We start from the raw sequence: 12,927 nt of genomic DNA, 5'->3' as shown, positions 1-12,927 counted from the left end.
GCACTTCAAACCCACCAATTGGTGGGTTTTTTAATGCCTAAAATTTGAGGTCGCCATGTCTGGTAAAAATTTAACTTTCAAATTAATCATGGATGGCGATAGCAAAGGCCTTGTTGCCGCAGCTAAACAATCCAAAGATGTTAGCAAAAAACTATTTGAAACCATTGGAAGTGAAGCTGAACGATTAAAGCAAACAAGCGCTGAAACCGCAAAAGAGATTAGTAAAATCATACCAACCGACTTGCCAAAAAAAGCTGAACAAGTAAAAGGTGAGTTGGGTGAACTTGGTAGCGAACTACAGGATGTAGCAAATACTGCCAAAAACACTGGTTCAGAAATTGGAAACATCATTCCTAAAAATGCCACTGAACGCGCTGCAACTTTAATTAAATCGCTTAATGAAACAACTGAAATTATTAAAAGTACTGGTACTAGTGTTGTAGGTGCTTCAAATAGTTTTGAGAAGTTTGGTGTCGACTCCGTACGATCATTAAATCTTCTTAAAGCAAACCTAGCTACTGCAAAAACTAAACTTGAAGAATTTTCAAAGACCAAAGCCACGCCCGAAGATATTCGAATTGCTCAGCAACAGATTGACTCGTTAGAAAGAGAGGTCAAGCAAGCTGATCAGGCATTTAACACATTCAAATCAGAACTAAGTCTCGTTACCCCTGAATTAAGCAAGCTGGATGCTGAATTAGGTAAAACAAATGCGGAACTCCAAAAAAATGAAGCGCTTGTTAAGCAGATTAGTGGAGAGATTCAAGGCTTAAAAACTGGTTATACAGCACTAACCAGCACAATGGCTACACTTGGAATTGGCATGTCCTTAATGGATATTGGCCGAACTGCTGATGAATTTAAGGTTTTAGAAGCAAGGATTGATCTTGCAACCTCTAAAAGTGGGAACTTCGCAGAAGCTTTTGAGGGTGTAAAAAATATTGCAATTGAAACTCGCTCCAATCTTACTGCTACTGCAGAGTTATTTACGCGGGTTAAAAGTGCAACCGATCAGCTGGGTTATTCGCAGGAACGAGCTTTAGGAATAACGGATTTAGTTAATAAATCGCTGATTGTTGGTGGTGGCCTTGCAGCATCAAATGAGGCAGCTATTTATCAATTTAACCAAGCTTTGCAGTCTGGTGTTCTTCGTGGTGAGGAATTTAATAGTGTGATGGAGCAAGCGCCACGTTTGGCGAGAGCTCTTGCTGATGGCTTAGGTGTGAATATTGGTAAGCTACGTGCCATGGCAAACGAGGGTAAACTTACATCTGATGTACTTGTCAAAGCACTTGAAAGCCAATCAAAAGCACTGAATGAAGAATTCGGTAAAATGCCCATTACGATCGGGCAAGCGATAGTAAACCTAAAAAATGCATGGACCTTGTATATAGGTGAGGCGGATGCGGCAACAGGCGCAAGTGAAAGAGTTGCAAATGCAATTAAGTTTGTATCAGAAAACCTCGATCAAATTGTCTCAATACTCACTCTGGCTGCTCAAGCATTTATAGCCTACAAAGCATTAAATATTGCCAACGTATTTCTTGATAAGGCCGCAGGAGTAAAAGCAGCACAAGTTGCGATTACTCATGAAACAGCGTCTGTGGTTGCTAACACACAAGCTCAACTAGCAAATGCTGCTGCTACACGTTCTGCAGCTACCGCTAAAACCCAATTAGCTACAAATACAACCGTGGCAGCTACAACAGCAACAGCTGCCAGCGGATCTGTAATGACTTTAATTAGTCGATTAGGTGCGCTAGGTGTTGCTGTAACAGCTGTAGGAGTGTTAATTCCAACAGTGTTTATGCCAATTGGTACTTGGGCTGGAGAGGGAGTTGCGAAGCTAAGAGGATATGGAAAGGCATTCGAGGATCTTGCAGCACAAGAGGCCCTTGAGGCTGCTCGAGCAAAAGTAGTCGCTGAGTCAAAGGCTGAAATAGCTGCAGCAGCTGAAAAGGCACGCGATAAAACATACCAACTCACAACAGAGTCTAAAAAACTTGTAGTAGAGTTTGATGAGGTAGTTAAAAAAGGTAGCTTGGCCAAGGAAGTGCTTGAAAAAGTTGCTAAAGCGATGTCATTTGATTCAACCAAGGGAATCAATGATGCTGTAACGACTCTTAACCTTCTTCGAGAACAAGGGAAAATTACTGCTGAACAGATGCAGGCTGAGTTAGCAAAGGCATTGAGTGGTAAGGATCTTATTGTCTTCCAAACCAATGCCAAAGCTGCCTTTGCTGGTACTGCACAAGAGGCCGCTAAATCTGCCGCAATCACAGAAGCGGTAATGAAAGCTGCACTTGGTCGAACTGGCTTAGAGACCCAGCAACTTAAAGGTGCATTTTCAAGCACATTCCAGTCTGCCAATAATGACATCCAATTCATTATTGGTAATCTTGAAGCCTACAAAGCCCAAGGGATTGATACTGGTTTAGCTTTAAGTGCAAATCTCAATAAGGCTATTGACTCAGCCCAAACCAGAGCTGAGATTGATTACGCTAAAAGTGCGCTGATTGAGTTCGGTAAGCAGGGATTGATTGCAGGGGAACAGGTTGCTTTAGGTTTAAGTAAGATCGAACAAAAAGTGGCACAGTTACCTGAGATCCTAAACCCGGCACAAGCTGCTTTTAATGCCATGGGTGTTAAAACTCAAGAACAGTTAGATTCAGCTGCACAATCTGCACAGGCTAATTTTGATGTGATTAGCAAAAGCGGCCAAGCGACCGCAGATGGTATTCAGCAAGCGTACAAGCTGATGCTGGATTCAACCATTGCAACTGGTGATAAGGCCAAAATTGCTGTTGCTCAGGCAAAAGCAGCAAGTCTTGGTCTACAAGTCCAACTGGATGCTACTGGCAAAGCCACTGTTTCTAAACTTGGTGAGATCCAGCAAGCCGCTGTTGCTACTCAGCGTACTGTGAGTCAGGTAGGTCAAAGCTCAGTAACATCATCATCTCAGCCTGAAGTAAGTGCTGAACAACAAGCCACCAACGATCATTGGGATGACTTCAAGGCCAAGATGAAAGCGCGTACTGATACATTGAATGCCAAATCACAAGCACGTGGTTCAGGTGGTGGTGTTGGATCGTTATTGTCTGGTAGTAGTCAATTGGCTCAGCAAATCCCTGTTGCCCCCGAGGCTCCAATGATTGCAAGCTCATTTGATATAGAGGGGGTTGAAACTATGCAGCCAACTGAAAAGAAAATTCTGGAGATTCAATCTGGAGGCAAGTCAGCTGAACTACAGGGTACGCCAGAAGCGGTGGATGGTATGGAAGACATACTTCGTGAATTTGAGATGCTTAAACGGAGCATGTAATGAAACTTATACGAAAACTGACATCAGAAACCGTCCCATTAGAGGACGGTTTTTTATGGTCGGATGAATTTGATTGGAAACCTGTTGAGCAAAAGCAAGAGCGTTCAATTAGTGGTGCTTTGATTATTCAAGAAGGCAAAAAGCTTTCAGGTCGACCAATCACTTTAGTTCCACCTTCAACTGGCCAAGGCTGGATTAAGCGAAAGCATTTACGGACCATTTTGGAATGGTCAGCATTAGGTGAGCAATTCACGATTGAATTTGAATACCTCCATGATCAGCGCCGCTTTAATGTGATTTTCAATCATGAAGCGGGTGCGATTGAAGCTAAGCCTGTTAAGGAATTTCCAACCGTTTCCGAGGATGACTACTACGTGGTCACCATGCGTTTTACAGAGGTAAGCGATGACAATTGAAACTCATAATTTAAAGCTCCTTGAGTCACAGCGCATTCGTACAGATGCTGATGATGGTGGGGGTAAATACTCAGGCCGTGAAATTGTCGACGGTCAAAGCAACAACCTGTTCAATGATATTTCTGAGATGGATCGCACCACAGGTCGTACATCAATCCAAAAGATTTATGCCGCAGTCGATACAGCCGATACCGATGCTTTGATGGGGGCGACAGTATTTATCTCTCAGAATGCGCAAGATCCCAATGTCTCCGCCGTGTTATTCAGTACTGACAGTTGGACGGATGAACGTAAAGAAGCGCAGAACCGCATTGAAAACTATAATGCCAAAGGCGCACAGATTGCTGGCACACCTTTGGACACGCATTGGAAAGGCATGAAGTCTCTACAAGTGGCCATGTTTCCTCAAGAGGCAGAGTCATCGATCGGCAAATCGATTGTATTGATCTCAAATGAGGGCAAAACTTTAGAAATTGAGCAATACCTACGGATTACTGAAGTATCGACTCGCACGGCTTATGTGATGGTCGACGGCAAACAAGTGGAATATAAGATTGCCACTTATGGCCTCAGTGATGCATTAAAAGCTGATTTTGTGGGGTTATCTGCAAAGCAATGGTATAGCGGTGAAAAGAGTACCACCATCATCCGTGACACCATTGTGGCGGATACAGGTAAATATTACTCCAGTGCGAATTTAAAAGAAGCTGCACAAGTCGGTGACTATTCGGTGGTTGCAGAGGATGTCTATACGCAGTTGGTTCCCTCAGCGCAGACTGAAACCCCTATGGTGAATATCAATGCTGCAGGTGATTCTGTGGCCTTGGTGAAAGCCAAGAATGGAGTGCTGAGCAAGACTTTCAGCAATGTCACGATCAATACTGTGTCGAGCTTATATCTCGGCTCATCCGTCATGCCGAAATCCGTAGAGTTCACTTTGTTTGGTTCAGCGATTACAGACGTCGGCGGTGAACTTAAAAATGCCGCCGGTACATCCATTGGCACCATCAACTATCAAAACGGCTCGATTGTGTGGAATGCAAGCGCGGGGACGGGTACCACCAACCTCACGATTAACTTTATGCCTGCAGCAGCCGTAACAGCACCAGTTGAATCTGAACTGATCTATGTCAATCAAGAGAACATCGGTTTTAACTGGATCCGTAATTTGGTCCCGTTGCCATCACCGGGTAGTTTGCAAGTGTCGTACCTGGTTCAGAATCAGGTCTATACGCTTCGAGACAATGGTGCAGGGCAATTACGCGGTGCTGATTCATCCTTTGGCTCAGGCAGTATTGATTACGATACAGGTACCATGGCACTCACGACAGGTGAACTTGCCGATGTCGGCAGTGCAATCCTGCTGACATGGAGCAATATGATCACGGCTCAGGAGCGTTCAGGATTAACCATCAATCAAGCCTATGTCGAAATCCCTGTAAATGATTCGATTGTGGCAGGTACCTTAACCGTTGACTGGTTATTAAATGGGGTTACCAAGACAGCAAGCGATAATGGCCAAGGGCAATTTACAGGGGATGCCACAGGGACGATTGATTATGCGGATGGTGTGGCCAAGCTGATGCCGACCTTATTACCCAATGGCGGTACCACATTCAATGTATCAGGCCAGAAAGGATCCAAGTCTTCAATTCAAGTGACTGCGGTACCGACCAGCGGCACTATTTCGATTGAATTGGACAATGGTTCTGCGGCACTCATTCCTAAGTCTGTAAAAGTACGTGTACCCGTCAAATACATGAACTACTTAGGTGAGGTTGAGCTGCGTGATATGCCGACTGATGCCACTACAGGGCGTTTAATCAATGGTGCAGGTCAGCAACAAGGCACGATCAACTATGTGTCTCGCACAATGAATATCACCCCAAGCACCACACTTGAAGCGATCGAACGCGAGAAGATTATGCGCCCTTACTATGGAACGCATAATACGTCTCAGGAGGCAATTGCGGCAGGCATGCTGGGGATGACCATTAAGTATGAAAATACCAGTGAGACCCATACTTTAAGCCTGAATGAAGTGGCGACTGCGGTGACAGTGAGTGTCTCGTATCGTGATAGTTCAGCAGCTCAATCATGGTCGGATACCCTCATTGGTTCTATGCTAAAAACGGATTTAACCGAAGGCTTTGCAGAGCAGATTCTTGCAGGTTCGGTTCGCTTTACACTGGCTGATTCAACCTATGTCGATAAACTTGGATCGCTTTACCGTAATCCATCGGTGACCACGGGTGCAGGAACGGTAGCGGGTCAGATTCACTATGGGAATGGGGCAGTAGAGCTATCCGCTTGGGATGTAGGTGGGGCAAATAATCCGACCTTAGAGACCTTGGTGACGCAACTGGAAAGTGTGCAGACCAACCAAGTGTCATACCGTGCACCGATGATTCCAATTCGAGCACAGTCTTTGACTTTGTCCGCAACCAAAGTAGAAGGCGGGGTATTGAATATCACCCCTGATGGCTCAGGTACCATTGATACAGCAGAGTGTGATGGTTTCTTTAACTTTGACCAAGGCTATGGCCAGTTTGTTTTTCGTCAAAAGATTGAAGTGACTTCTGCCAACCGTGCTGAAATTATGGCGCAGGACTGGTATGTGGCTGAGCTGGAATATACCAAGGATGGCAAGCAGTGGATTCACAAGCCGATTATGGTCTTGCCTGAAACCATCAAATACAGCGCAGTCGGTTATAGCTATATCCCGATTGATGCTGAGTTGCTGGGTTTATCTGCGGTACGTTTACCGATTGATGGTCGAGTTCCTATTTTTCGTTCGGGAGAGATTGGGGTTGTGAGTGCAAGTAAATCGCAGGAACTGCCCGATTATATTGCTGGTCAAACCTATCCATTGGGTGATGCACGGATCTCCTGGTGTGAACTTGAAGATGCCGATGGCATTAAAATTCCATTTGATCTGTACACAGTGGACTATGACTACGGCAAAGTGACTTTAAACGGTGATTTTGCTTTGGGTAATCTCACAGGACCACTGACAGCCAAGTATCGTTATCAAGATATGGGTTTAGTCCGTGATGTAAAAATCAATGGCCAAGTGACTTTCACTAAGCCACTGACGCATAACTATGATCCTGCTCATACCATTGTCGGTTCAGCACTGGTGATTGGTGATATGCGAGCTCGCTATACACGTAAGTTTGTACAGTCGACATGGGATAACCTTTGGAAAGATGAGGCCACTGGGGCAGCGATCTCAGCCAATTACAACGACACACTGTATCAGATTGCCGTTACCAACAAAGGCAATATTCAGGAACGCTGGGCAATTGTATTTACAGGTAATACTTCATTCCGAATCATTGGTGAAACTTCTGGCCAGATCGGAACAGGGGTCACGACTGAAGACTGCGCTCCAATCAATCCAGTGACCAATGCGCCTTACTTCAGCATTAAAAAAGAAGGCTGGGGCAATGGTTGGGCATCTGGCAACGTACTGCGTTTCAATACCGTTGCAGCCAATCATCCAATCTGGGTGATTCGTACTGTGAAGCAGTCAGAACCTACTGTGTTGTCTGACTCATTCCAAATTATGCTACGCGGTGATATTGACCGGGTGGCCTAACTTTTAATTCAAATATGATCGCTTCGGCGGTCTTTTTTATGGGTATATAAAAGTGACGACAGACGTAGAAGTTCAATATTTTAGCCACTTAAATGGTTTAGTTCTTGGTAATAACTGGGGGAATTTAATTCGATTACTCGATAAGGCCTTAGTCAGTGGTATTGATTTTCCCCAGATCACCGCCGCAAGTATTGATGCACAAGGGGATCTGCATATCACCCTCTTTGCAGCACATAACGCAATGCTGTTTCAGGTGGTGGAGTTATCGGGTTTTACCCCTAATTCGCTCAATCAAAAGTATCGAATTAAAGGTGTACCCAATGCCACTCAGCTCATTTTAAAACCCAAGGATTCAATCACTGGAACTACAATTTCAGTGGTTGGTAATGGCAAGCTTGCACCGCTTGGTTATGACATTATTTTTAGAGATGTGAATGATGTAAAGCGTGTCTATCGGGCTAAAAATCCAACAGCACAGCACCCATTTATTCGAGTTGATGAGTCTACTTCAGATGGTGTGAATAGCATTAACTCAACCTATGCAAAATCTGCAATGGTGGGTCTTGTGGAGAATATGACGCATATTGATGATTATGAAAATACTGATCGATTGCAACTGCCCATTGATACCACTGACTTTAAACGGAATTGGAAGATCACTGGGACTGGTACCAATGCAATAAGAGGGTGGAGTAAGTGGTATTTCGCATGCTCGCAAAGCATGTCAAATGGCCCTTTTGATTTTGATACACCGACTGCGGGTAATCGTAATTTTACCTTATTGGGTGATGCAGATGCTTTTTATTTCCAACGCTCACTCACCAATACAAACACTCAAAACAAACTACTCTCAGGCTGTGGACTATTTAATTCAGCACTTGATAACTCAATCATTCCAAATTGGTTTTTAATCACAACCAATAAGATTACAAATGCAGGTTCTACCTCAGGTGGATTTACCAATATTCCTGGTGGAACTCCATTCTCTTTTAATACAAGCGGAAGTGGTTTTTTTGTGAACCATTATGATGTTGCTGGTCGTATTAAAAGCAACATTATAGCAACCCCACTTATTCCAGATTTCTTTACAGGGCGTAGCGGGTTATATAACAGCAATAACCTATCAGCATTAGAGATCCCTTTTTATGATGATAAAAAGTTTCTTAGAGGCTCCCTTAAGCATCTCTATTATTCAGGAAATAGTCGTGGTGTTATCAATCCGACCACACCTTTGATTTCAGATAACTCTATGTTTGTAATGGACTCACTGTGGGTTAATCCTGACAGTGGAAGTACTTACTTTTATTTAGGGGAGATTGAATGAGGCCATGTACACGAAAAGTCCGAACAACTGCACATCTTCTGCAAAATATCAGCTCAGGCCCTATCATTGCTAAAATACAAGGATCGACTAAGAAACTAGGTGAATTAAATGCTGATGCAATTGTTGTGTTGTATAGCAAGGAAAATATGCAACCTGTAGCAATTCAGAAACCTGATCCTCAAGGTCATTATCAATTTCAGGGTTTAAATACTGAATTGCGCTGTTTCGTCATTGGATTTGATAATAAACAACAATACAACGCAGTTATTCAAGATAATGTGGTGCCGAAATGATTCAACCTTCACTCAAAGCCAGCCTTGCACAACTTCAAGCTCTGGCCACATATCTAGATCAAGGAAGCGCAAATGCTTCCTTTATTTTTTATGATGATACGAAACCTGCTTCGGCCTCAGTGGCTGCCAATAATGCCGCAAAACTGGTAATCCTTACTTTACCTAAACCGTGTTTTAAAGCCCTACATGCGGACAGTATTGAGCTCAATCAAACCGATGCAGCAACGGTAACGAAAGCTGGTGTAGCAAATTGGGCACGTTTACTCAATGGTGCTGGTGAAGCCGTTGCAGACTTTACCGTGGGTACGGATATAGTGTTGGCCAATCCTGAATTGGTTTTAGGCAGCACCTTGATGATGAACTCATTGATCCTCAAACCATCTACATAAAAGAGGTGGACATGTGGCGAACTATATTCCACCTGATGCACATCATGTAAATCTCAATTTTAAAGACATTGTAACGGGCTCTAGCGATCTTAACTTTGGTGCGGATGAGCAGAACTTAGCTGCACTTGAAGCAACCATTGATACCTCATTTTTAGCACTGATTCAGGCGCAGAGTTTTGATTTTAATGCGCTTGAAGCAGAAATTGATGTTTCATTCCGCGCAGAGTTAAAAGCGGTATCGGGTCAAACTTCAACGCTTGAAGCAACCATCAATACTGGTTTTATCCCTGAGCTATACGTGGTGGGGATTAATGCGTATTGTTCCCTCGATGCAGTGATCAACACGTCATTCAATCCCGACTTTGCAGCCTTGTTTGATATTAATCATCAGCTCGGTGTTGAGCTGAGATTCAGTGCTGTATTTGAGCGTGCAATCACCCAGCTTGGATCAACGGAAATACCATGGGCGAAACCAGTACTCAGGGTGTCAAATGACACCTTTTTTTACGACCGTGGATTAGTGGTCAATCATGGCAATGACATTGGCTTTCAGCGTGGACGAACTTTATCTGAATCCATCCATGCGGCGTTTGAGCAGGGCGCGAAGCTCAGTCGCAACCAAGGCGTGCATTGGCAAGAAAATCTGAAGATTCGGATTACGCGTGATTTGTATTTTGATGAATCGATCAAGCTTCGATCGAAGCGTGAATTCGCCCATCAGGAGATGGTCCGTAAACGCCGCAACATCTCATTTTCACATCAGGTCGCGCATGTGTTTGAAAAGTGTTTTAGCTTTGATTGGGATAAAGGCTTAGAGCTGGTCACACAAGATGAGATCCTTTGGAATAAAGCCAAAGCCATCCATTATCGCAAGCATCCCGTTGAGCCTTGGCCAGAGCCTGAGATTCCTCAGTATGAAGGCACGGGCGAACTTGAGTTTGTATGCCTGTGTTATGAGGTGGATTCGCACAATGTTGATCTTAACTTCGGTACTGATGATTGCATACCCGGCATACCGAATCGTAATTGGTGGTACATATTGAATAGTTTATCTGTGACGCGTCTAGATAATGACGTAGCGATTGAAGTCTATGAGGGGAATTACAGTACCGATCGCAGCTGCTGGTGCTGGTCCTATAGTTTGACCGTACCGGCATCCCAGATTGATAAACTTGAGCCCATCAATGGCCAGCCTGTGATTTTAAGAATTATCGTGAATGGTACCGAGCATCACATGTTGCTTGAGAACCGCCGACGTTCTCGTAAATTCGCCCAAGATACCTATACCTTAATTGGCCGCAGTCAAACCGCACTGCTTGCGGCACAGACAGCGCCTTTACGCTCATTCTTACAAGAGAACGATCGAACCTCCGTCCAGTTATGTCAGGCGGAACTGGATCGCGTGTTTAGCGATACAGTACTGAATTGGCAGCTAATTGATGCATTGGGCTGGATCGTTGAGCGTGAATGCTTAAGTTATTCCAACTTAGCACCGATTGATGCCATCAAAATGGTGGTTGAAAGCGGCGGTGGGTTTATTTATAGCGAAAAGGGCAGCAATACACTGACGATTAAACCGCTTTATAAAAAGACCTTCTGGGATGTGCTGTCGATTGCTGAATATGATCGCTTATTGCCTGAGTCTGCAGTGGTGAGTCAGTCAACTGATTATCAGATCTATCCTGATTACAACGGCATCACGCTGACCAATGATCGAAAGGCACTGGTCGCTCAAGTGAAACGTACTGGTACAAGTGCGGACACCTTACTTCAGCCTGAAAACAACCCACTGTTTAACCACGTTAGCATGGGAGCATATGGTAAAGCCAAGCTTGCCAAAGCGGGAATGATTGAAACACACACCTACAGCATGCCGATTTCACCTGAGGTGGGTGAATGTGTACCAGGAGAAGTACTTGCCTTTAATGCGGAATGGTGGGGCATTGTAGATAGTGTCAGCGTCTCGTTCAGTCATGCGGTGGTCAATCAAACCGTAAAAGTGGAGCGCGTCAATCGTGAGTAATGCATTACAGCGTTTAATTGATTTACTACCTACGGCTGCAGAGTTTGTAGGAACCATTACCAGCGTGGACCACCCCAATTACAAAGTGTTGGTAGTGGGTGGATCTGGCTTAAATCTGGTCACCAGTTCAACACGCTACAACTTAGGAGCAACCGTATTTGTATCTGATGGTGAGATCAAACGACTCGCACCATTGGGTGAAGTGATTCAAATCGAAGTTTAAGTTTAGAAAAAGTGATGGCGCTCAATAGAGCGCTTTTTTATTGCGAAAAATTAGGGGAAATAAATGGAACCAGTGTCCACAAGTGGTTTTGCTGCGTTTTTAAAGTTCTACGGTGCAGCAATCATGGTCACTTTAGCGATAGCACTTGTTGCAACGGTTGTCATCATGATGCGTTTGCCACGCTCGCCACAAGAGTGGGCCGTGGGTTTGATCTGTACGGTTGTATCAAGTCTAACTGGAGGTGCTTTCATTATCGTGAAATGGGGGCTACATGAGTGGGTAACTGATATTTGGGGGATGATTGCCTTAGGTGGATTCTTCTTTGTATGCGGTTTACCGGGTTGGGCTGTTGTGCGGTGGACCTTTAACTTCATCAATAAACAGGAGGGGAAGACCATTATTGAAGTGGTGAAAGAGCTTAAAGAAGCCAGAGAAGATTTGAAGAAATAACGCACCAAATGATATGCCGCCTTAGGGCGGTTTTTTAATAGTCGAAGGAAAGTAAAATGAAATTAATTGAAAACTGGCAACAGGCTTGGAAACTCAAGTCAGTACAAGTAGGCGCAGCAAGCGCCTTTTTTTATGCCTTGATTTTATTATCAGAGCAGTTTTTAGGTGTGTGGAACGTAATCCCACAAGAGCTTAAAAATAAGCTCCCTGAAAACGTTGCTGAATGGGTAGGGATGTTTGTTGGTGTAGCTATGGTGCTCGCACGCTTGAAAAAGCAGCCTGAATTACACTCTGATATTCAGCCTTTTGTCACGATCACAGCAGGGCATAGCAATACTGATCCTGGCGCAGTGAATGGTAAATACAAAGAAGCTGATTTGGTTCGAAATCTTCGAAATGCTGTAGCACATTATCTTTTATCAGCAGGTGTTGCAATTAAGACAGATGGAACAGGAACAATTAATTTGCCTCTAAACAATGCTATTGCTTTGGCAAAAGGGGCATCTATTGCTGTTGAGTTTCATATGAATGCAGCAACCTCCAAGCAAGCCAATGGGATTGAAACGATTGCTTTACCACAAAGTAAGCTACTTGCACAAAAGCTGTCTCAGGCTGTAGCAGGAGTGTTTGGCAGTCGTTTACGTGGCGATGATGGTTGGATTGATCAATCTAAGTCAGCACGAGGTAAATTAGGTTTTGTGAATGCTGGAGGCTTGATCGTGGAGCTAGGCTTCATCTCTAATGATGAAGAACTTGCCCAATTCAATGCGAAATATTGGACTGCTGCAAAAGCTGTAGCCAAAGTTTTAATTGATTATGAAAAGGGTATTTAATTTATTTGCGCTGTGCATCCTGCTTTCAGGCTGCACAGCGCATTCGATTTCAA

At 44.1% G+C, this 12,927-nt stretch carries 10 protein-coding genes; all 10 read left to right on the top strand.

All coding sequences use genetic code 11. The features are described 5' to 3' along the window. Positions 1-55: 55 nt before the first annotated feature. The 10 genes from F946_RS06645 (at position 56) to F946_RS06600 (ending at position 12,874) form a co-directional block, all read left to right on the top strand. Complete coding sequence (locus F946_RS06645; protein ID WP_004980438.1) at positions 56-3,322, top strand: tape measure protein; 3,267 nt, start codon at positions 56-58, stop codon at positions 3,320-3,322. After that, positions 3,322-3,738: a hypothetical protein gene (locus F946_RS06640; RefSeq protein ID WP_004980436.1), complete on the top strand. Its 417-nt coding sequence runs from the start codon at positions 3,322-3,324 to the stop codon at positions 3,736-3,738. Before F946_RS06645 ends, F946_RS06640 begins: the two co-directional genes overlap by 1 nt. After that, positions 3,728-7,339 (top strand): hypothetical protein, encoded by a 3,612-nt coding sequence (locus tag F946_RS06635; RefSeq protein WP_004980434.1) that lies wholly within the window; start codon positions 3,728-3,730, stop codon positions 7,337-7,339. The genes F946_RS06640 and F946_RS06635 overlap by 11 nt, the downstream gene beginning before the upstream one ends. 52 nt (positions 7,340-7,391) lie before the next feature. Continuing rightward, positions 7,392-8,663: a hypothetical protein gene (locus tag F946_RS06630; RefSeq protein WP_004980431.1), complete on the top strand. Its 1,272-nt coding sequence runs from the start codon at positions 7,392-7,394 to the stop codon at positions 8,661-8,663. Then, positions 8,660-8,956 (top strand): hypothetical protein, encoded by a 297-nt coding sequence (locus tag F946_RS06625; protein WP_004980427.1) that lies wholly within the window; start codon positions 8,660-8,662, stop codon positions 8,954-8,956. Before F946_RS06630 ends, F946_RS06625 begins: the two co-directional genes overlap by 4 nt. Further along, complete coding sequence (locus F946_RS06620) at positions 8,953-9,345, top strand: hypothetical protein (protein WP_004980423.1); 393 nt, start codon at positions 8,953-8,955, stop codon at positions 9,343-9,345. The genes F946_RS06625 and F946_RS06620 overlap by 4 nt, the downstream gene beginning before the upstream one ends. Before the next feature lie 13 nt (positions 9,346-9,358). After that, complete coding sequence (locus tag F946_RS06615) at positions 9,359-11,368, top strand: hypothetical protein (RefSeq protein ID WP_004980420.1); 2,010 nt, start codon at positions 9,359-9,361, stop codon at positions 11,366-11,368. After that, entirely contained in the window at positions 11,361-11,591 is a 231-nt protein-coding gene (locus F946_RS06610; protein WP_004980417.1) for a hypothetical protein, read from the top strand. Before F946_RS06615 ends, F946_RS06610 begins: the two co-directional genes overlap by 8 nt. Positions 11,592-11,654: 63 nt before the next feature. Then, complete coding sequence (locus F946_RS06605) at positions 11,655-12,041, top strand: hypothetical protein (RefSeq protein WP_004980415.1); 387 nt, start codon at positions 11,655-11,657, stop codon at positions 12,039-12,041. Between the two features lie 56 nt (positions 12,042-12,097). Beyond that, a complete protein-coding gene (locus F946_RS06600) occupies positions 12,098-12,874 on the top strand; it encodes an N-acetylmuramoyl-L-alanine amidase (RefSeq protein ID WP_004980412.1) in 777 nt (258 codons plus the stop codon). Positions 12,875-12,927 lie beyond the last annotated feature (53 nt).

Origin of the sequence: Acinetobacter johnsonii ANC 3681 (assembly GCF_000368805.1) — a bacterium.
Lineage (GTDB): Bacteria > Pseudomonadota > Gammaproteobacteria > Pseudomonadales > Moraxellaceae > Acinetobacter > Acinetobacter johnsonii.
Note: the sequence above shows the minus strand (reverse complement) of the source record. Positions and strands in the feature narration are given on the sequence as shown.